This is a genomic window from Streptomyces sp. JNUCC 63, assembly GCF_054366325.1.
Window position 1 is genome coordinate 395930 of sequence record NZ_CM135963.1, and the last position, 20271, is coordinate 416200.

14 protein-coding genes and 2 pseudogenes are annotated in these 20271 nt (G+C 72.0%); 9 read left to right on the top strand and 7 right to left on the bottom strand.

Annotated features, from left to right (window positions below; all coding sequences use genetic code 11):
- Positions 1 to 3: 3 nt before the first annotated feature.
- The 4 genes from ACX25U_RS01845 to ACX25U_RS01860 are packed head-to-tail and all read right to left on the bottom strand — an operon-like array spanning position 4 to position 7036.
- Positions 4 to 1785 carry a glycoside hydrolase family 15 protein gene (locus ACX25U_RS01845; RefSeq protein ID WP_454388437.1) on the bottom strand — a complete coding sequence of 594 codons (1782 nt, stop codon included), beginning with the start codon at positions 1783 to 1785 and terminating at the stop codon, positions 4 to 6.
- A gap of 19 nt (positions 1786 to 1804) precedes the next feature.
- Positions 1805 to 2095 (bottom strand): hypothetical protein, encoded by a 291-nt coding sequence (locus ACX25U_RS01850; RefSeq protein WP_454388439.1) that lies wholly within the window; start codon positions 2093 to 2095, stop codon positions 1805 to 1807.
- Positions 2092 to 3915, bottom strand: a complete 1824-nt coding sequence (locus ACX25U_RS01855) for a thiamine pyrophosphate-requiring protein (RefSeq protein ID WP_454388441.1) — start codon at positions 3913 to 3915, stop codon at positions 2092 to 2094. The genes ACX25U_RS01850 and ACX25U_RS01855 overlap by 4 nt, the downstream gene beginning before the upstream one ends.
- Before the next feature lie 43 nt (positions 3916 to 3958).
- On the bottom strand, positions 3959 to 7036 hold the full coding sequence (locus tag ACX25U_RS01860; RefSeq protein ID WP_454388443.1) for an FAD-binding and (Fe-S)-binding domain-containing protein: 3078 nt from the start codon (positions 7034 to 7036) through the stop codon (positions 3959 to 3961).
- Positions 7037 to 7247: 211 nt separating this feature from the next.
- Here ACX25U_RS01860 and ACX25U_RS01865 point away from each other — a divergent pair.
- Positions 7248 to 7538, top strand: a pseudogene (locus ACX25U_RS01865) (helix-turn-helix domain-containing protein); the annotation flags it as partial.
- A 606-nt stretch (positions 7539 to 8144) separates the two neighbouring features.
- On the opposite strand, the gene ACX25U_RS01870 reads toward ACX25U_RS01865, so the two are convergent.
- Positions 8145 to 8774: a TetR/AcrR family transcriptional regulator gene (locus tag ACX25U_RS01870; RefSeq protein ID WP_454388445.1), complete on the bottom strand. Its 630-nt coding sequence runs from the start codon at positions 8772 to 8774 to the stop codon at positions 8145 to 8147.
- A 624-nt stretch (positions 8775 to 9398) separates the two neighbouring features.
- Between ACX25U_RS01870 and ACX25U_RS01875 the strand changes: the two genes are divergently transcribed.
- The 5 genes and pseudogenes from ACX25U_RS01875 (at position 9399) to ACX25U_RS01895 (ending at position 14665) form a co-directional block, all read left to right on the top strand.
- The gene (locus tag ACX25U_RS01875; protein WP_454388447.1) at positions 9399 to 9989 is read left to right on the top strand and encodes an NADPH-dependent FMN reductase; all 591 of its coding nucleotides are present in this window, start codon (positions 9399 to 9401) and stop codon (positions 9987 to 9989) included.
- 24 nt (positions 9990 to 10013) lie between these two features.
- On the top strand, positions 10014 to 11045 hold the full coding sequence (locus ACX25U_RS01880) for a maleylacetate reductase (RefSeq protein WP_454388448.1): 1032 nt from the start codon (positions 10014 to 10016) through the stop codon (positions 11043 to 11045).
- A 150-nt stretch (positions 11046 to 11195) separates the two neighbouring features.
- Entirely contained in the window at positions 11196 to 12998 is a 1803-nt protein-coding gene (locus ACX25U_RS01885; protein ID WP_454388450.1) for a bifunctional metallophosphatase/5'-nucleotidase, read from the top strand.
- Between the two features lie 193 nt (positions 12999 to 13191).
- Positions 13192 to 13820: pseudogene (locus ACX25U_RS01890) on the top strand (DedA family protein).
- Between the two features lie 125 nt (positions 13821 to 13945).
- Positions 13946 to 14665, top strand: coding sequence for an FAD binding domain-containing protein (locus ACX25U_RS01895; protein ID WP_454388452.1), 720 nt, complete (start codon positions 13946 to 13948; stop codon positions 14663 to 14665).
- 39 nt (positions 14666 to 14704) lie between these two features.
- Here ACX25U_RS01895 and ACX25U_RS01900 read toward each other — a convergent pair whose 3' ends face one another.
- The gene (locus ACX25U_RS01900; protein ID WP_454388454.1) at positions 14705 to 15205 is read right to left on the bottom strand and encodes an inorganic diphosphatase; all 501 of its coding nucleotides are present in this window, start codon (positions 15203 to 15205) and stop codon (positions 14705 to 14707) included.
- Positions 15206 to 15386: 181 nt separating this feature from the next.
- Here ACX25U_RS01900 and sufC point away from each other — a divergent pair, with 181 nt between their 5' ends.
- Positions 15387 to 16151, top strand: a complete 765-nt coding sequence (sufC, locus tag ACX25U_RS01905) for a Fe-S cluster assembly ATPase SufC (protein WP_454388456.1) — start codon at positions 15387 to 15389, stop codon at positions 16149 to 16151.
- Between the two features lie 7 nt (positions 16152 to 16158).
- A complete protein-coding gene (locus tag ACX25U_RS01910; RefSeq protein WP_454388458.1) occupies positions 16159 to 17832 on the top strand; it encodes an FUSC family protein in 1674 nt (557 codons plus the stop codon).
- 64 nt (positions 17833 to 17896) lie between these two features.
- Here the strand turns inward: ACX25U_RS01910 and ACX25U_RS01915 are convergent, their stop codons facing one another.
- A complete protein-coding gene (locus tag ACX25U_RS01915) occupies positions 17897 to 18580 on the bottom strand; it encodes a TetR/AcrR family transcriptional regulator (protein WP_454388460.1) in 684 nt (227 codons plus the stop codon).
- Between the two features lie 100 nt (positions 18581 to 18680).
- Between ACX25U_RS01915 and ACX25U_RS01920 the strand changes: the two genes are divergently transcribed.
- On the top strand, positions 18681 to 20267 hold the full coding sequence (locus tag ACX25U_RS01920) for an acyl-CoA mutase large subunit family protein (protein ID WP_454386433.1): 1587 nt from the start codon (positions 18681 to 18683) through the stop codon (positions 20265 to 20267).
- Positions 20268 to 20271: the final 4 nt, after the last annotated feature.

Sequence of the window (20271 nt, forward strand, 5' to 3'; positions counted from 1 at the left end):
GGGTCAGCTCCTCCTTGCTCGATGGTGCGCGCCGTGCGGCTCGGGGTCCTCGGCCAGGCGGGCGGCGGTCTCCAGCAGCAGGGCGTGGACGAAGGCCTGCGGGAGGTTGCCGCGCAGCTGGCGCTGGGCGATGTCGAACTCCTCCGCGTACAGTCCCGACGCGCCGCAGGCGCCGCGGTTGCGTTCGAACCAGCGGTGCGCCTCGACCTCGTGGCCCTGCTCGTGCTCGGCCAGGGCCACGAGGAACCCGCACAGCACGAACGCGCCCTCGGCTTCCTCGAGGGGCCGGTCGTCGTGGCGGAAGCGGTAGATGAAGTGGTCCTGGGTCAGTTGCTCGCGGCAGGCGGCGAGGGTGGCGCGGGTACGCGGGTCGTCGGCGGGCAGGGCGCCGCGCAGAGCGGGCAGCAGCAGGGCCGCGTCGACGGCGGGCTCGTCCGGGGTGCGCTGCCAGTACCCGTCGGGGTGCACGCTGGTGGCCGAGACCGCGGCGAGCACGGTGTCGGCGAGGCGCGCGCAGGTGTCGGCGAGCGGCCGGCCGGGTGCGGCGCCGGCCAGGGCGCGCAGTCCGGCGACGCAGCTGAGCCGGCTGTGCGTCCACGGGCGGGGGTCCAGCTCCCAGATGCCGGCGTCGGGTTCCCGCCACCGCTCGCCGATCGCCCCGACCGCGAGCTCGGCGGCCCTCCAGGCGTCGGCGTCCAGCCGGCCTTGGCGTTCGGCGGCGGCGAACAGCAGCAGTGCCTCGCCGAAGCAGTCCAGCTGGAACTGCTTCTCCACGTGGTTGCCGATCCGGCTGGAGCCGCCGGGGTAGCCGGGCAGATCGAGTTCCCGCTGATCGGGGACGGGTTTGCCGTGCACGGTGTAGGCGGGGGCGAGGCGGGTGCCGTCGGCGAGCAGCCGTTCGCCGACGAAACGGACGGCGGCGTCCAGGAGTTCGGGGGCGTTCACGGCGGCCGCGGCCTGCCCGGCGTAGCTCTGGTCGCGGATCCACACGTACCGGTAGTCGTAGTTGCGGCCGGTCTCGGCGCGTTCGGGCAGGCTGGTGGTGGCCGCGGCGACCATGCCGCCGCCGTGGGTGGTCAGCCCGCGCAGGGTGGCGTAGGCGCGCCGGGCGTCGCGCGGGGCGATGGTCTGCTCCAGCGAGGGCACGCTCCGCCGCCAGGCCTGTTCGGTGGCGGCCCAGGCCCGGTCGGCCCGGGGAAGGGTGTGCGGCAGCGGGGAGTCGGAGCACTCCAGGACCAGGTCGTGGCGTTCGCCGGGTCCGAGGACGAGGTCGGCGGTCAGGCCCTCGGCGCGGGCGGCGGCCGATGCGGCGCCCTGCCAGCGCAGGCGGTGGCGGCCGGTGTTCAGGTGCCACACGCCGTCGTCGTCGCGGTGCGGGGAGGTCCGCGGGGCGCGGCCGTAGTCGGCGCACGCGTCCAGGACCACGCGCACGTGGGCGGTGCCGTCGACGGCGGTCAGCCGGCGCAGCAGGACCAGGCGGCCGGCCTCGCCGGGGAAGGCGAGGGTCTCGCGGCACTCGATGACGCCGTCGGTGGTGATCCAGCGGCTGCGCCAGATCAGGGTGCCCTCCTCGTAGTAGCCGCCGGGGACCCAGCGGCCGCGCGGGGTGATCGCGTAGACGCCTCCGCCGCCGATGAGGGAGGCGAAGACGGCGTCGTCGTGCCAGGTGGGGGCGCACAGCCAGTCGACGGCGCCGTCCGGTCCGATCAGCGCGCCGCGCTCCCCGTCGGCCAGCAGCGCGTAGTCGTGCAGTGCGTGCGGCGGGAAGGAAGAGGTGGTGTTCATGCCTGCCGCTCTCCTTCCGTCAGGCCACGCGGTAGGTCTGTGCGCGCTCGGTGCCGAGCAGGCGCACCGGCGGCAGGTCGGGCAGGCGGTCCTCGAGGCCCCACAGGAGGTCCCACAGGGCGATGTCGACGACGCGGGCCGTGGCGGGGGGCGCGTAGGCGTGGCCGAGGGCGGTGACGTCCCCGCAGCGGACGGCGGCCAGGGCCGGCGTGGTGCTGTCCCGGCCGAGGGTGCCGTCCGCTTCGGGAGCGCCGGTGGGAACGGTGGACACGGCGGTGTCCACCCGTTCCACGACCGGGGTGTCGCTCACTTGCCGCCCTCCGTGCCGGACCGGTCCTCGCGGTGCCGGCCACCGGGCAGGAACTCCTGCACCTTGGCCTTGAAGCCCTGGCGGACCATGGCGGCGCGGTCGCTGTCGCCCTTGAGGACGGCGGTCGCGGCGGCCTCGATCTGGTCGAGGCTGGCGTGCGGCGGGATGGGCGGCACGGCCGGGTCGGTGACGAAGTCGAGCACGCAGGGCCTGTCGGAGCCGAGCGCGGCCTCCCAGGCGCCCCGCACGTCGCCCGGCTTCTCGATCCGCATGCCGTTCAGGCCGATCAGGCGGGCGAAGTCGGCGTAGGCGACGTCCGGGATGGACTGGGAGGGCAGGAACTGCGGAGCGCCGGCCATGGCGCGCATCTCCCAGGTGACCTGGTTGAGGTCCTGGTTGTTCAGGACGGCCACGATCAGGCGCGGGTCGCTCCACTCCTGCCAGTACTTGGCGATGGTGATGAGCTCGGCCATGCCGTTCATCTGCATCGCCCCGTCGCCGACCAGGGCGATCGCCGGGCGGTCGCCGTGCGCGAACTTGGCGCCGATGACGTACGGCACTCCGGGGCCCATGGTGGCCAGCGTGCCGGACAGGGAGCCGCGCATGGCGCCGCGCAGCTTCAGGTGGCGGGCGTACCAGTTGGCGGCCGAGCCGGAGTCGGAGGCGAGGATGACGTTGTCGGGAAGCAGGTCGTTCAGGGCGTGCGCGACGTACTCGGGGTTGATCGGGTCGGCGTCGACGGCGGCGCGCCGCTGCATGACCTCCCACCAGCGGGCGGTGTCCTGCTCGACCTTCTTGCGCCAGCTCTTGTCCTTGTCCCCCTTCAGCAGCGGCAGCAGCCGGGTCAGGGTCTCGCGGGCGTCGCCGACGAGGTTCACCTCGAACGGGTAGCGCATACCGACCATGTGCGGGTCGATGTCGATCTGCACGGCCCGCGCCTGCCCGAACTCCGGCAGGAACTGCGTGTACGGGAAGGACGAGCCGATCACGAGCAGGGTGTCGCAGCCCATCATCAGCTCGTACGACGGCCGGGTGCCCAGCAGGCCGATGGAGCCGGTGACGTACGGCAGGTCGTCGTCCAGGGCGTCCTTGCCCAGCAGCGCCTTGGCGACACCGGCGCCGAGCCGGTCGGCGACCGCCATGACCTCCTGCCGGGCCCCGCGGGCGCCCTGCCCGATCAGGACGGCGACCTTCTCCCCCGCGTTGAGCACCTCGGCGGCGCGGGTGAGGTCGTCGTCGGTGGGCACCAGCGCGTAGTGCGACATGCCGAGGCTGGAGGGCACCATCTTGAAGGCGTGCTCGGGCGGCGAGTAGTCGAGTTCCTGCACGTCGGCGGGGATGATGACGGCCGTCACCGAGCGGCGGGCCATGGCGGTGCGCATCGCCCGGTCGATCACGTTGGGCAGCTGTTCGGGGACGGTGACCATCTCGACGAAGTCGGAGGCGACGTCCTTGTAGAGGCTGAGCAGGTCGACTTCCTGCTGGTAGGAGCCGCCCATGGCGCTGCGGTTGGTCTGCCCCACGATCGCGACGACCGGAACGTGGTCGAGTTTGGCGTCGTACAGGCCGTTGAGGAGGTGGATGGCGCCGGGGCCGGAGGTGGCGGCGCAGACGCCGACCCTGCCGGAGAACTTGGCGTAGCCGACGGCCTCGAAGGCGGCCATCTCCTCATGACGGGCCTGGATGAACCGGGGGTTGTCGTCGGCGCGGCCCCAGGCCGCGAGCAGCCCGTTGATGCCGTCGCCGGGGTAGGCGAAGACGTACTCCACCCCCCAGTCGCGCAGGCGCTCGAGGACGTGGTCGGAGACCTTCATCGACATGTTCGAAGACCTTTCCGGGGTGGTTGCTTTCGTCGGGGCGTGGTCACGGACGGCGCAGGTGCCGCAGGGCCTGCCGGACGGCGGCGGCCGCGGCCGCCGCCGTGAGGGCCGCGGCGCCGGCGGTGGTCGCCCACCGGGCCGCGCGGGAGGGCTGGGAGGGCCGCTCTGCCAGGCGTTCGGGCTGCCGGCTGGGCAGGTTCCCCTCGAGACCGAGGGCAAGCGCCTCGGCCAGGTGCAGGGCCCGGCGGCCGGTGTCGCCCTGTTCGATCTGGGTGCGGCAGCTGAAGCCGTCGGCGAGGACCAGGCTGTCGGGGGCGGCCTCGCGGACGGCGGGCAGGACGCCCTGTTCCGCGACGGCCATGGAGACCTCGTGGTGGCCGCGTTCGAAGCCGAAGTTGCCGGCCAGGCCGCAGCAGCCCTCGTCCAGGACGTCGGCGTCCAGGTGGGCGCGGCGCATCAGTTCCCGGTCGGCGTCGAACTTCATGATCGCGTGCTGGTGGCAGTGGGTCTGCACGGTCGCCTGCCGGGTGAGCTTCGGCGGCCCCCAGCCCTCGGGCGCGTGGTGCACGAGCTGTTCGGCGAGGGTGCGGACCTGCCCGGCCAGGCGCTTGACGTCCTGGTCGGCGGGCATCAGCTCGGGCGCGTCGGCCCGGAACACCGCGGTGCAGGAGGGTTCCAGGCCGATGATCGGGGTGCCGGCCTCCAGGTAGGGCCGCAGCACGTCCAGGGTGCGCCGCAGCACCTTCTCGGCGACGCCCAGCTGACCGGTGGAGATCCAGGTCAGGCCGCAGCACACGGGCCGGGTGGGTACGGCCACCCGGAAGCCCGCGTCTTCGAGGACCCGTACGGCCGAGATCGCGACGGACGAGTGGAAGTAGGTGCTGAAGGTGTCGGGCCACAGCACGACGGTCCGCGGGTCGGCCGGGTCGGGTTCCGCCTCGTCCCGCTCCTGCCACCACTGCAGGAAGGACTGCTGGGCGAACACCGGGGCCGGCCGCTCCTCGGCCACCCCGGCCAGCCGCTTGCCGACGCGGCCCAGGCCGGGCGCGCGCAGCAGGGTGTTGACCAGGGACGGGGCGATACGGGAGAGCCGGGCCAGCACCGGGAGCCAGCCCAGGGAGTAGTGGGCCGCCGGGCGCAGCCGCCCCTCGTAGTGGTGGGAGAGGAACTCGGCCTTGTAGGTGGCCATGTCGACGCCGACCGGGCAGTCCGACTTGCAGCCCTTGCAGGCCAGGCACAGGTCGAGCGCGTCACGGACCTCGGTGGAGCGCCAGCCGTCGGTGATCGCGGAGTCCGCGTGCCCGTCGAGCATCTCGAACAGCAGCCGGGCGCGGCCCCGGGTGGAGTGCTCCTCCTCCATGGTGGCCCGGTACGAGGGGCACATCACGCCGCCCTTGTGGGTACGGCAGTTGCCGATGCCGACGCAGCGCATCACCGCGCGGGTGAAGGAGTGCTCGTCCTCCGGGTAGCCGAAGTGCGTCTCGGGGGTGGCCGGCCGCCAGGCGGGGCCGAGGCGGAGCTGTCCGTCGACCGGGTTCGGGTCGACGACCTTGCCCGGGTTCATCCGGTTGTCCGGGTCGAACAGCGCCTTGAGCTCGCCGAAGGCGGTCACCAGGCGTTCTCCGAACATCCGGGTCAGCAGCTCGCCCCGGGACTGGCCGTCGCCGTGCTCGCCGGACAGGGAGCCGCCGTAGGAGACCACGAGGTCGGCGGCCCGCTCGACGAAGCGGCGGAAGTCGGCGACGCCCTCGGCGGTCTTCAGCCCGAACGGGATACGGGTGTGCACGCAGCCCTGCCCGAAGTGCCCGTACAGCGAGGGATGGTCGTAGTCGAACTCCTCGAACAGCTTCTTCAGGTCGCGCAGGTAGTCGCCGAGCCGGTCCGGCGGGACCGCGGAGTCCTCCCAGCCCTCCCAGGTCTCCCGGTCGTCCGGGGGGCGCGCGGTCACACCGAGTCCGGCCTCGCGGGCCTTGAGCATCCTCTGCTCGCGCTCGGGGTTGTCGGAGAAGGCCACATTCGGGTCCTTCCCGCCGCGGCCGACGGCGCGCAGCAGCGCGTGCGCCTGCCCGTCGACGTCCTCCTGGCTGTCGCCGCTGTACTGCACCAGGAGCCAGCTGTCGCCCTCGGGGAGGACGTTGAGGGAGTCCAGGTGGGCGCCCTCCTCGCGCATCAGCTGCGCCATCCGGCCGTCCAGCGCCTCCAGCTGGCTGGGCGAGCAGTGCTCGAGGAGGTGGGAGACGTCGTCGCCGGCCTGGCAGATGTCCTCGTAGCCGAGCACCAGGATGGACTGGTACGCCGGCACGGGCACGAGTTCGAGTTCGGCGCGCAGTACGGTCACCAGGGTGCCCTCGCTGCCGACCAGGGCACGGGCGACGTCGAAGCCGTTCTCCGGCAGCAGGGAGTCGAGGTTGTAGCCGGAGACCCGGCGGGGGATCTTCGGGAAGCCGCGCCGGATGTCGGCCAGGTACTCGGTGGCGATGCGGTCCAGGCCGGCGTAGACCTCCGCCTTCCGGCCGCCCTCCGCGGCGATCCGGGTCCGCTCGGCCTCGGACGTCGGGCCCACCCACATGCGCAGCCCGTCGTAGGTGAGGACTTCCAGCCGGCGTACGTTGTCGACGGTCTTGCCGTACGCCTGCGCGGACGCGCCGCACGAGTTGTTGCCGATCATGCCGCCCAGCGCGCAGTGGCTGTGGGTGGAGGGCTTCGGCCCGAACTGCAGGCCGTGGTCGGACAGCCGCTGGTTGAGTGCGTCGAGGACGATGCCCGGTTCCACCACGCAGGTGCGCGCGTCGGGGTCGACGGATATCAGGGCGTGGCAGTACTTGGTCCAGTCGATCACCACGGCGGTGTTCGTGGACTGGCCCGCCAGGCTGGTGCCGCCGCCGCGGGAGAGCACCGGCGCGCCGAACCGGGCGCACACCCGCACGGCCTCTGCCCCGGCCTCCACGTTCCGCGGGACGACGACGCCGATCGGGACCTGCCGGTAGTTGGAGCCGTCCGTGACGTACGCGCCTCTGCTCCCGGCGTCGAACCGGACCTCGCCGTCCACGGCCTCGCGCAGCACCGCCTCCAGGCCGGCCACGTCCACCGCGGAGGCGTCGAGAGGGGATGTGCGACTCATCAGGGGCAACCGCCTTCCTGAACCGTGCGGGACGTCCTGAGCCTGCGAACGGCGGTCCGGCCGCCGTCGCCCCGCCCTGGGTACCCGCCCTTGCAGTGTGCAAGGGCGGCTTTTCGGGCGCTCGTCGGACGGCGCCGAAGCGGCGGTGCGGCGCGGGCGTCAGGGCGGTCCTGGACAGGCGTCGGCGGCGCCGGACCGCGGGGTCCGGCGCATGGGGCCGGTCGGGTGGCGTGTTCTGCTACCGGGATTCATTCGCAGTGCACCGGCGTTGACGCCGGTGGCGGAGGCGAATCCGGCAGGTGCGGCGCGGAGCGTCGCCGGATCGTTCCGGCGGGGCTGGATCGGGCTGATCCGCCCCGGGCTGTCGGTGACCGGTGCCGGCGTCCGGATCGTGCGGCTTCGGTACGCCTTCCGTCTCGACCCGACGCCGGGGCAGCGCAGTGCGCCGGCCCGGGCGTTCGGGTGCGCGCGGGTGGTGTACGACGACGCGGTCGCGGCGCGGGAGCGGGCCCGGTCGGTCGGGGAGGCGTTCCCGACCGCGGCGGTCTTGTCGCGGACGTTGCTCACCGAGGCGAAGAAGACCCGTGAGCGGCACTGGCTGGGCGAGGTCTCGGCGGTGGTGCTGCAGCAGGCGCTGCGGGACGCCGAGCCCGGTGCCGTCGAGGTCGGCGGCCTTCAGGAACAGTTCGGAACCGAGCCGCGACCAGCGGCGGACTTCGGCGAACGTACGGGCCATCAGCGGGAGTTCCCCTGTGCGGCGGCCTTCTTGACCATCCGGTTCTCCAGGCGTCCGATGCTGTCGATCCCGGCGGCGATCGTCTCGCCGCCGACCAGGAATCGCTGCGGCCCGCGCGCTGGAGACCGACCCGGGGCCTGTCCGACGATTCCCGCCGGGCCCGCGACGCTCCCCGGCCTGGCGGCCGTGAGGTGCCCCGGCCACCGCACCTCGCCGCGTTGCCGGGCACTCCCACGTACATCCAGTACGCGGGCGGCCCTCCGCCTTGCGATGCACGGCTCCCCCACGCTCTTGGCGAGCAGGGGGTACCCCCATCGCCGCCGCGGGCTGATCCGACGCGAATCGTCGGACAGGCACCGGCTGCGGGCCGGCTCAGTCGTCGGTCCCGGCCGGCTCCTTGCTCAGCAGGCCCGTCCAGCTCTCCGCGAGGGTGTCGACCAGCTGCTCGCGCTGGACACCCCAGCGGCCCGGGGCCCAGTTGCGGGCGGCGTAGTCGAGCTGGGCGATGGCCAGCACCCCCCGCATGTGCCGGCTCTCCGGTGCGAAGCGTCCGGCCTGGTCGAGGCCGTCCTCGATGTCGCTGATCGCCTCCTCGAACCAGGTGTCGACCAGCTCGCGCAGCTCCGGATCGACCGCCGCCGCCTCGAAGGCGGCCTGGAGGTAGGGGCGGATGGAGTCCCAGCGGGCCGAAATGGTCATCAGCCACTGGGTGATCGCCTCCCGGCCGCCGTCACGGACGACGGCGACGAGCCCCCGTGCGGTCGAGCCGTGGGTGGGTGAGTCGATGCGCTCCAGCGCCTCGTTCAGCTCGCCGATCAGCGCCCGCATCAGGTCGCTGCGGGACGGGAAGTACGCGTAGAACGTCACCCGCGTGGTGCCCGCCGCGACCGCGATGTCGTCCACGGTCGTGGCCGCGTAGCCCTTGGTGCGGAACAGCTCCAGCGCCGAGTCCAGCAGGAGCTTGCGGGTCATCGCCTTCTGGGCCTCACGCAGACCCGCCATCCCGGCGCTCCCTTCCGCACGAGACGAAAACCGCAGGCCGTGTGGGTGCCGATCGGTAGGTCATGCTCCAGATCCTAGCCCGGGAACCACGTCGGCAGACGCCGAGAAAGTTCCAGATACGCGGCGTACGTTTCCCGGCGTTGCGTAAAGCGAATGCCTCTCTCGCCGTCGTCGCGCACTCCGGATGCGCCCTTCTCCCGTCACTGACCCGCTGCCCCGCCCGGCCCCGCGTCACTTCCCCATCATCCGACCCGCCCCGTCGCCGTCGACAGTCTGCCGCCGTGGCCGCGGCACCGACCGCCGTGGGCATGGTGGGGTACGGGCGCACGGCGCCTTCGCCGAGTCCCTGGCCGAACCACTGATGCGATGACCGCCGGGTGGGATGACAAGCCGGCCCCGGCTCCGATGCGGCAACCGACCACGGGTCTCCGGCGGCGACCACAAGCTGGTGGTCCTGTGCGCGCCGGCTCCGGGCGGCGGGCGGTGACGTGGCCCCGCTGATCCTCCACGCCGGCGGATTTCATAGTCTCACTGCCAAGGACGCCGCGCCCGCCGGCGTGTGACGGCGTCCACGGGCCATCCGCCCACATTCGCAATACCGTCCTCAGAAACGGAGTGACAGCAATGTCCAAGCCCCTCCTGCAGGTGATCATCGGCAGCACCCGTCCGAACCGGGCCGGCGCCCCGGTCGCCGAGTGGTTCGCCGAGCACGCCCGCGCGCACGGAGGGTTCGACGTGGACGTGGTCGACCTCGCGGAGGTCGGCCTTCCCCTGTTCGACGAGCCGAACCACCCGATGACCGGCAACTACGTGCACGAGTACACCAAGGCGTGGAGCGCCCGGGTCGCCAAGGCCCAGGCGTTCGTGCTGGTCACCCCGGAGTACAACCACGGCTATCCGGCGGTGCTGAAGAACGCCCTGGACCACCTGAGCCGCGAGTGGGCGTACAAGGCGGTCGGCTTCGTCTCCTACGGTGGTGTGTCGGCCGGTCTGCGCGCGGTGCAGCAGCTGAAGCAGGTCGTCACCGCGCTGCGCATGACCCCGGTGACCGACGCCGTCTCCATTCCGTTCGTCGCCCAGCGGCGGGACGAGTCGGGGGCCTTCGTCGGTGACGAGGTGACCGACGCGGCGGCGAAGAAGATGCTGGACGAGCTGCTGCTGGTCGGCACGCGGCTGATCCCGCTCCAGTCCCCCGCCCCGGCCGCGACGCGCTGACCCCAGGGGAAAGGCACCGTCCCCATGAGAGTCCACGAGACGCTGCCCTGCCGGACCCTGATCGGCCCCGGAGCCCGCCACCGGATCCCGGAGGAGGCCGAGCGGATCGGCGCCCGGCGCGTGCTGCTGGTCGCCGCCGGGTCCGCCGGGGCCGCGGCCGGCGAACTCGCCGCCGCTCTGGGCACGCGGCTGGCGGCGCGCTTCGACCGTCCGGTCGTGCACACGCCGGTCGCGGTGACGGAGCGGGCCATGGAGACGGTGCGGTCGGTGGACGCCGACGGCGTCGTGGCGATCGGCGGCGGTTCGGCCGTCGGCCTCGCCAAGGCGCTGTCGGCGCGCACCGGCATGCCGCAGATCGCCGTCCCGACCACGTACGCCGGCTCGGAGGTGACCCCGGTCCTGGGGGAGACGGACAACGGCGTGAAGACCACCCGCCGTGAGCCGGCCCTGGTCCCGGGCACGGTGGTGTACGACCCGGAGCTGACCTTCACGATGCCGGCGGGGCTGACGCTGACCAGCGCCCTCAACGCGCTGGCCCACGCGGTCGAGGCGCTGTGGGCGCCGGACGCGACCGCGTTCACCGACGCCCTGGCCACCGAGGCGGTGGACGGTATCCTCACCGCCCTGCCCGAGGTGCTCGACGCCCCGGCCGGACCGCCCGGCCGTGAACGCCTCCAGGAGGCCGCGTGGCTCGCCGGGTTGTGCCTGGCCCGGACCCGGATGGGCCTGCACCACCAGCTGGCCCACGCCCTCGGCGGGACCTACGACCTGCCGCACGCGGAGCTGCACTCCCTGCTGCTCGCCCACGTGCTCGCCTTCAACCTGCCCGCGGCCCCGAAGGCCGCCGCGCGGCTGCGCCGGATCACCGGGGACGACCCGGCCGAGGTGATCGGCCGGCTCGCCCGCGGCTTCGACGGCCCCACCACACTGCGGGAGCTCGGCGTCCCGCGCGACGGTCTGCGCGCGGTCGCCGAGCGCGTCGCCGCCCAGCCCTACGCCAACCCCCGCCCACCGGAGGCCGATGCGGTGACCCGGCTCCTGGAGGGGGCCTGGTAGGGCGGTGGTTCGGCCGGGGGCGGGGGCCGTACGGAAAATTCCGCCTGACGGCAATCCATCCGTAACCGCGAAGGTCCTGACAACTACGCGCGTTGACCCTAGGCTGCGGCCTGCTGTCTGCACTTGTTCCGGTCACGTCAGAGAGGGACCATGTCGCCGATCCGCTCACGCCGCCCGGCTCCACGAAGAGTCGTCACCGCGGCGCTCGCCACCGCCGCCGCGCTGGCCACCGCCGGTGCGCTCGCCGCGGCCGGCCCCGCGCAGGCCCGCCCCGCCGGGCACCAGCCCCACACCACGGACCTCCAGCTTCTCGCCATCAACGACTTCCACGGCAACCTGGAGCCGCCCGCCGGCTCCTCCGGCCGGGTCACCGAGCTGCAGCCCGACGGCACCACCAAGAACGTCGACGCCGGTGGTGTGGAGTACCTGGCGAGCAGCCTGCGTACCGCGCGCAAGGGCCACGACCGCTCGCTGACCGTCGCCGCCGGTGACATCGTCGGCGCCAGCCCGCTGCTGTCCGGCCTGTTCCACGACGAGCCGACCGTCGAGGCCATGAACAAGCTCGGCCTGGACGTCACCGGCGTCGGCAACCACGAGTTCGACGAGGGCAAGGACGAGCTGCTGCGCCTGCAGAACGGCGGCTGCCACCCGGTCGACGGCTGCTACGCCAAGGGCCGCAAGTTCAAGGGCGCCGACTACCCGATCCTGTCGGCCAACGTGCTGAGCGAGAAGACCGGCAAGCCGCTGCTCAAGCCGTACGTCGTCAAGAACGTCAAGGGCGCGAAGGTCGGGTTCATCGGCGTCACCCTCAAGGGCACCCCGAACATCGTCTCGGCCTCGGGCGTCAAGGGACTGAAGTTCCTCGACGAGGCCGAGACGATCAACAAGTACACCAAGGAGCTCCAGCGGCAGGGCGTGCACGCGATCGTGGCGCTCATCCACGAGGGCGGCTACCCGGTCTCCTCTTCGTACAACTACGACTGCGACGCGGGCGGCAGCGGCTCCGGGCTGAGCGGTCCGATCGTGGACATCGCCAAGAAGGTCTCCCCGGAGGTCGACACCCTCGTCACCGGGCACACCCACAACGCGTACGTGTGCACCATCCCGGACCCGGCGGGCCACCCCCGCCTGGTGACCAGCGCCGCCTCCTTCGGCCGGCTCTTCACCGAGCTGGACATGAAGTACGACCTGCGCAGCCACGACATCGTCCGTGCCTCGGTCAAGGGCTCCAACCACGTCGTCGACCGCACCCAGTCCAAGGCGGCCGACATGACGCGGCTGCTCGACTACTGGCAGGCCCTGGCCGCCCCGGTCGCCAACAAGCCCATCGGTTACATCTCCAGGGACATCACGCGGAGCACCGAGGGAACCGTCGAGTCCCCGCTGGGCGACCTGATCGCGGACGCGCAGCTGGCGTACGGCAGGACCCTGGACAGCCGTACCGACCTCGCGCTGATGAACCCGGGCGGCATCCGTACCGACCTGGTCCACTCCGCCTCCGGAAACGAGGGCGACGGCGTGGTGACGTACGGCGAGGGCTTCGCGGTGCAGCCGTTCAGCAACACGGTCAACCTCAAGGACCTGACCGGCGCCCAGCTGATCACCGTGCTCAAGCAGCAGGTCAGCGGCAGCAACGCCGCGGCCCCGAAGATCCTGCAGATCTCCGACGGCCTCACCTACACCCTGGACCTGACCAAGTCGGGCGCGGACCGCGTGGTCACGGACTCCGTCAAGCTGGGCGGCAAGCCGATCGACCCGGCCGCCACCTACCGCGTCGCCATGAACTCCTTCCTGGCCGACGGCGGTGACGGCTTCACCGAGCTGGCCAACGGCACCAACCAGCTCATCGGCGGCGACGACCTGGCCGCCCTGGTCGACTACCTCACGGCGAACTCCTCGGCCTCCGCGCCGTACGCGCCGACGGCGGCCGACCGGATCACCGTCGTCCGGTAGCCACCGGACGGACCGGTCACAGGAGGGCGGGCCCCGCGGGGCCCGCCCTCACCCCTTGGTGGCCGCGGATGCCCGGAGCGCGGGCGCCCGCGCCGTGTCCACAGGATGCTTGATGGGACGGTTCGACGAGCCGGCCCGAGGACGACGACTGCGAGGACGACGGCTCAACGACGACGGCCGGGAGGCGATGGCGGTGATCGCCGTCAATCCGACGGACAGCGCCTCGGTACTGGCTGCCTTCGGTGCGCTGGGCGTCCTGCTGGTGGTCTTCGCGGAGTCGGGGCTGCCGGCCGTCGGCTTCTTCCTCCCCGGCGACACGCTCCTGTTCCCGGCGGGAGTGCTGTGCGCGAGCAGCGGCCGCCGGACCCTCGGATGGAGCTGTGGCAGGTGCCGGCGTGCGCGGCCGTGGGCGCCGTGGCGGGCGCACAGGTGGGGTTCCTGATCGGGCGGCACGGCGGCCGCGCTCTCCTGTCCCGCGCCTCGAACCGGCGCCCGAAGGAGGGGGCGGTACGGGCGAAGAGACTGCCGGCACGCTACGGATACCCGCAAAGCACTCGTGATCGGCCGCTTCATCCCGATGCTGCGGACCGTGCCGCACCCGGCGGCCGGTGGCTCGGTGTGCCCACACGGACCTTCACCGTCTGGCAGGTGGTCAGCGGCCTGCTGTGGTCCCACAGCCTCGTGCCGGCCGGATACACCCTGGGTTCGTCGCTCTCCCACGTCGACGACCACCTGCTGCCCATGGCCGCCGTCATCGTCGTGCTCTCCCTGCTCCCCCTGCCGGCGGAGGCGCGCCGCACGCGACATCGCCCGCCTCGTTGAAGGCGGCGAGGTGCCGCCGGGGGCGCACGCGGCGCTGCGGTGAGCCCTGTACGCGCCTCCGCCTCGGCCGGAAGACTGCGTCGAGCAGTCCGTTGCCCAGGCTTCAGAAAGGCAGGTCGGTCGCCGTGCTGTTGCGTCTGCCCAGGTCCGTGACCGAAGCACAGGAGTGCCTGGCCGAAGGGGCGGTGCCCGTGGGCGGGGCGACCCTCGTGTGGGCCACCTGGCAGCGCGAGGGTTTCCCCGAGCAGGCCATGTCGCTGCGTGACGTGCCCGAGGCGAACGTCCTCGGGCCCGAGTCGCTGGGCGCTGCCGTGGTGCTCAACCGGATCGACGACCGTGTGCCCCGGGTACTGCGCGAAGCCGCGGCCTCGGTGGGGACGGGAGCTGTACGCCGGGCAGCGACCGTCGGCGGCAACCTGGTCGGCAGCACGCTGCGCTGCCTGCTGCCGGCGGCACTCGTACTCGACGCCCGGGCGACCGTGCTGGAGCCGGACGGGGTCCGCGAGACCGACCTCGCCGAGGTCCTGGCCAAGCGCCACCTGCTGCTCAGCCTCCACTGGCGCGAACCGATCACCTGCGCTCACCACAAGCAGCCCGGCGAAGCGGGCGGCCGGCCGCCACTGGTCGTCGCGGCGGCCGTGCACGCGGAGGACGGCGCATCAGGCCGCCTCCGCGTCGCCGTGCGCGACGGCTACGACGTGCTCACCGGCAGCATCCCGTGCGCCGCCGACACCGAACACCTCCTGCGGACCCTGCGCCGCTCGGCCTTCCACACCCTTCCCCCCACGGCCTGGGAGGAGGTACGCCGGCACGTCACCGGCGTCCTGGCCTCGATCGCCCCATGAACTGGAAAGCGCGCCACCCCGGGCCGCCGCATCGCTCACTCACTCACGGCCGCTCGGTACCGCCTGTGCGGCACGGTCGCGGGAGGCTTCGATCTCGACGTACGCCCGCTCCTTGCCCACCCAGCGCGAGCCTTCGACGCTCTTGCCGGGCTCGAGGTCCTTGTAGACCTCGAAGAAGTGGGTGATCTCCAGCTGATCGAAGACAGGGATGTCCTCTATGTCCTGGACGTGGGCGTAGCGCGGGTCGTGGGCGGGCACGCACAGGACCTTCTCGTCCGGGCCGTGCTCGTCCCTCATGCAGAACATGCCGACAGCCCGGCATTCGATCACGCATCCGGGAAACGTCGGATCGCCCACCATGACGAGTGCGTCGAGCGGCTCCCCGTCGCGCCCGAGGGTTCCCTCGATGAAGCCGTAGTCGGCCGGGTACTTGGTCGAGGTGAACAACAGGCGGTCCAGCCGGATGCGGTGCAGCTCGTGGTCCATCTCGTACTTGTTGCGGGACCCCTGGGGGATCTCCACGATCACGTCGAATTCCACTGTCTCCTCCTGGTCACGCCCTGGGACCAGGGACCGTCAGCGGCATGCTGCCACGGTTTGCGGTGAGCCCCATCACCGGCACGCTGGATGCGCATACCAGGCGTACACGTCCATAGTGTCCCACCGATCGGTCGTGTCCCGTTTTCGCGATGAACGCGATGAAGAAGAGGGGTGAGACGGCATGGCAACGCTGGCCATCCACCACCTGCACTGCCAGGTCCTGACCGACCACGGCCCGAGGGAGATCCTTCGCGGTGTCGACCTGACCGTGCGACAGGGCGAGACGCACGCCCTCATGGGGCCCAACGGCTCCGGCAAGACCACCCTCGCCTACGCCCTCGCCGGGCACCCCAAGTACCAGGTCACCTCCGGCACCGCGACCCTGGACGGAGAGGACCTGCTCACCATGAAGGTCGACGAGCGGGCGCGGGCCGGGTTGTTCCTGGCCATGCAGTACCCGGTCGAGGTCCCCGGCGTCTCCATGTCCAACTTCCTGCGGTCGGCCGCCACCGCGGTGCGCGGCGAGGCCCCACGACTGCGCACCTGGCTGAAGGAGGTCAGGGCGGCGATGGAGCGGCTCCAGATCGACCCCTCCTTCGCCGAGCGGAACGTCAACGAGGGCTTCTCCGGAGGCGAGAAGAAGCGCCACGAGATCCTTCAGCTGGAACTCCTGAAGCCGAAGATCGCCATCCTGGACGAGACCGACTCCGGCCTCGACATCGACGCGCTGCGCATCGTCTCCGAGGGCGTCAACCGGGTCCGCGCCACCGGCGAGGTCGCCACCCTGCTGATCACCCACTACACGCGCATTCTGCGCTACGTCCACCCCGATCACGTGCACGTCTTCGCGGAGGGCCGGATCGTCGATTCCGGCGGCCCGGAACTCGCCGAGAGGCTGGAGGAGGAGGGCTACGAGGCGTACGTGAAGAGCGCCGCAGGCGAATGAGCCGACCATGAGGCGGCCCCCCATGCGCAGACTCCCGCTGGCCGGCGTACTCCGCGTCAACCGGCCCTCCGACATCTGGTTCAAGCCCGCGACCAGCGTCGCGGTGGCCGTCACTCTCGTCCTGGTACCGCTGCTGGTCGTCGGCCGGAGCGAGCTGGCGATGTACGCCATGTCCGGCGCCTTCTGCGCGCTGTACGGGCACCAGCTGCCGTACGCCGCCCGCATCCGGGCCGGCGTCTGGGTCGTGATCGGCATGACCGCGGGCGTGGCCGTCGCACTGGTCTGCGCCTCCCTTGTCGACAGCGTCATCGCGCTGATCGCGATCGCCTCGGTGATCGCCGGCATCCAGAAGGCGGTCTGCGACGCCACCCGGATCGGTCCGCCCGGCCACGTGATCCTCGTCTTCGTCGTCTCGGGCACCCTCTTCGTCCCTCAGGAGCTGCACGAGGTTCCCTTCCACACCGCGCTGACCCTCGGCGCCGGCATCGTGGGCGGCCTGGTCGCACTGGCCCCGGTTCTGATCCGGCGCGAGGGCCCCGAGCGCCGCACCACCGCTCGCGCCCTGGAGGCCGCGGCCGGCTACCTCGACTCCACGGACGACGTCCGGCGGCCCCGCGCCCGGCACGCCGCGGCGGCGGCCGTGCTGGGCGCCTGGCAGTCGCTGCTCGCCACCGGAAAGCGCACCAGCGCACGGCGCACCCTGGAGCACTTGGTGCTGCGCGCCGAAGCCGCCCTCGCCGGCACGCCCGGCGCGACCGATGCCGACCAACTGCGCGAGTGGGCCTACCAGGTGCGCGGCCACGGCCCGCTGCCCGAGGTGCGGATGCCGGCGGGCACCGGCGACGAGCTGCTGGGCATCGACGCCGAGCGCGAGGAGCGCCGTAAGCAGGGCCGCAAGCGGCTGGTTCAGCTCCTGCTGCGGCCCGCCTCGCCGCTGCTGCCCGTCGCCGTGCGCTGCGCCGTCGGCTGCGCGGCGGCCGGCTACGTCGGACTGGCGCTCGGCGTCGGCCACCCGTACTGGGCGATCGTCTCGGCCTCCTCGATCTACCAGGCGAACGTCACCCTCACCTGGAACCGGGTGCTGCAGCGCCTGATCGGCAACATCTGCGGGGTCGCGGTCTTCGCCGCGGTCGTCCCGCTGGCCAGGACCAGCGTCGTGACCCTGGCGATCCTCTGCATCTTCTTCAGTTTCTGCAACGAGATGCTGATCAGCCGCAACTACTGGCTCGGCTCCGTGTCGGTCACTCCGATGGCACTGCTGATCACCCTGTTCGCCAACGTCCGGCCTGCCGCGGAGCTCATCACGGACCGCGTTCTGGACACCCTCGCGGGCGTCGTGGTCGGCATGGTCGTCGCCATTCTCATCACCAACTGGCGCACCGGCGGCCGGTTGGAGCAGGCACTCACCGCCGCCGAGCAGGCCACCGACACCGCTGAGCGGGCGCTGGCCGCCTCCGCGAGCCCCACCACCGAACTGGCCACCGCCCGCCACCGGCTCACCGCCCGCCTCGTGGAGCTGCGGAACGCGGCCGACACCGCGGCCGGTGAGTGGTGGCAGCGCGCACTCCCCGAGGAGAGGCTGATGCGGACCGAGCAGCGGGCGCACCGCGCTCTCGCCGCGACGGTACGACGGCAGGGGCTGGCGCAGGACAGGTCCCTCATCGAGGGACAGAGGGCGTGACGGACGACACCGTGCCCGCAGTGGACCCGAGCCGCGCGGTTTTCCCACGGCATGTGATGGGCGTTCACTGCTCGGGGCGGCCCTCGACGAGGCGTCGCAGCGAGGGGAGCAGGGCGTCGATGTCCTGTCCGGTCCTGAACACGGCGATGGTGGTGCCACCGCCGGGCTCCGGCGCGGAACCGGGCGCCGGGAAGAGGGCGAGCACCTCGCGCATCGCCTCGTCCACCTCGGCGACCGGGTCGGAGGACTCGCCCCGCAGCCACCGGCGCAGCACGTGGTTGTGGGCGGCGACCACTGCCGCGGCCATGAGTTCGGCCCGCAGCGACGCCGACTTCGTCGAGTCCCCCATCCAGTCCGCGATGAACTCGCGGAACAGTCGCTGGTAGCGGGCCACACTGGCGATCTCCCGGTCGCGGAGCGCGGCGACCTTGCTGGTCAGGGCATACCGCCGACGCGCGAGGTCGCCCTCGTCCACGTAGTGCAGCAGTACCAGGCGGACCGCGTCCGACACGGCGACCAGGGCGGTGTGGTGGCTGGAGGTCGCCAGCCGGTCCCGGATCAGTTCGAGCAGCCGGTCGTGGTCGGGGAAGATGACCTCTTCCTTGGACCGGTAGTGCCGGAAGAAGGTGGTGCGGCCCACTCCGGCCCGTTCGGCGATGTCGTCGACGGTGGTCTGCTCGTATCCGCGCTCGTCGAAGAGAGCGAAGGCGGCGTCGGCGAGTCGGGTTCGCGCGGATGGCTTGCTCATGAGCGCCCATCCTCTCCCGCCTCGGCCTTCGGGAGCCACTTGCTCACTCGGGTGGCACTGAGTACCGTTCATAAGAGATTGAGTACCAGAGGAGATCGATGTGGGTTCCTTCGCACGCAGCGAGTCCGGCCTGCCGATTCAGCCGCTCTACGACGGCCGGGCACCGGCGGACTTCGACGCGGACGCCAAGCTGGGCGCCCCGGGGAAGTTCCCGTTCACCCGCGGCGTGTATCCGTCGATGTACACCGGCCGGCCGTGGACGATGCGGCAGTACGCCGGATTCGGCACCGCCAAGGAGTCCAACGAGCGCTACCACGAGCTGGTCGGCGCGGGCACCGGCGGCCTGAGTGTGGCCTTCGACCTGCCCACGCAGATGGGCTACGACTCCGACGAGGACATCGCCCGCGGCGAGGTGGGCAAGGTCGGCGTGGCGATCGACTCGATCGAGGACATGCGCACCCTGTTCCAGGGCCTGCCGCTGGACAGGGTGTCGACGTCGATGACGATCAACGCGCCCGCCTCCACGCTGCTCCTGCTGTACCAGCTGGTCGCGGCCGAACAGGGCGTCAGCGGTGACCGGTTGACCGGGACGGTCCAGAACGACGTGCTCAAGGAGTACATCGCCCGCGGCACCTACATCTTCCCGCCGAAGCAGTCCCTGCGGCTGATCAGCGACATCTTCGCCTACTGCCACAAGGAGCTGCCGCGCTGGAACACCATCTCCATCTCCGGCTACCACATGGCCGAGGCCGGGGCCACGCCCGCGCAGGAGATCGCGTTCACCCTGGCCAACGCCAAGGAGTACGTGCGCGCCGCGATCGCCGCCGGCCTGGACGTCGACGACTTCGCACCGCGCCTGTCGTTCTTCTTCGTCGCCCGCACCACGCTGCTGGAGGAGATCGCGAAGTTCCGCGCCGCCCGCCGGATCTGGGCGCGCATCATGCGCGACGAGTTCAATGCGAAGAACCCCAAGTCGCAGATGCTGCGCTTCCACACCCAGACCGCCGGCGTGCAGCTGACCGCCCAGCAGCCGGAGGTCAACCTCGTCCGGGTCGCCCTGCAGGGCCTGGGCGCGGTGCTGGGCGGGACGCAGTCCCTGCACACCAACTCCTACGACGAGGCCATCGCCCTGCCCACCCAGAAGGCCGCCCGCCTGGCCCTGCGCACCCAGCAGGTCATCGCCCACGAGACCGACGTGACCCGGACCGTCGACCCCTTCGCCGGCTCCTACTTCATGGAGGCGATGACCGACGATGTGGAGGCGGCGGCCCTGGAGCTGATCCAGGCCGTGGAGGACCGCGGCGGCGCGGTGGAGGCGATCGAGCAGGGCTTCCAGAAGTCCGAGATCGAACGCTCCGCCTACCGGATCGCGCAGGAGATCGACAACAAGGAACGCACCGTCGTCGGCGTCAACACCTACGTCCTCGACGAGGAGGAACCCTACGAGCCGCTGCGCGTGGACCCGCAGATCGAGCTCGACCAGTGCGAACGCCTCGCCGCCCTGCGCACCGAACGCGACAGCGACGCCGTCGCACGCGCCCTGGACACCCTGCGCACCGCCGCCCGGGGCACCGACAACGTCCTGCCCCCGATGCGCGAGGCCCTGCGGCACCGGGCCACGGTCGGCGAGGTCTCCCACGCGCTGCGCGACGTCTGGGGCGTGCACGTCCCCCACGACACCTTCTGACCGA

Coding starts and splice junctions, on each gene's coding strand:
- ACX25U_RS01845 (WP_454388437.1), bottom strand. CDS start 1,785: ATGAACACCACCTCTTCCTTCCCGCCGCACGCACTGCACGACTACGCG.
- ACX25U_RS01855 (WP_454388441.1), bottom strand. CDS start 3,915: ATGTCGATGAAGGTCTCCGACCACGTCCTCGAGCGCCTGCGCGACTGG.
- ACX25U_RS01860 (WP_454388443.1), bottom strand. CDS start 7,036: ATGAGTCGCACATCCCCTCTCGACGCCTCCGCGGTGGACGTGGCCGGC.
- ACX25U_RS01870 (WP_454388445.1), bottom strand. CDS start 8,774: ATGGCGGGTCTGCGTGAGGCCCAGAAGGCGATGACCCGCAAGCTCCTG.
- ACX25U_RS01875 (WP_454388447.1), top strand. CDS start 9,399: ATGTCCAAGCCCCTCCTGCAGGTGATCATCGGCAGCACCCGTCCGAAC.
- ACX25U_RS01880 (WP_454388448.1), top strand. CDS start 10,014: ATGAGAGTCCACGAGACGCTGCCCTGCCGGACCCTGATCGGCCCCGGA.
- ACX25U_RS01885 (WP_454388450.1), top strand. CDS start 11,196: ATGTCGCCGATCCGCTCACGCCGCCCGGCTCCACGAAGAGTCGTCACC.
- sufC (WP_454388456.1), top strand. CDS start 15,387: ATGGCAACGCTGGCCATCCACCACCTGCACTGCCAGGTCCTGACCGAC.
- ACX25U_RS01910 (WP_454388458.1), top strand. CDS start 16,159: ATGAGGCGGCCCCCCATGCGCAGACTCCCGCTGGCCGGCGTACTCCGC.
- ACX25U_RS01915 (WP_454388460.1), bottom strand. CDS start 18,580: ATGAGCAAGCCATCCGCGCGAACCCGACTCGCCGACGCCGCCTTCGCT.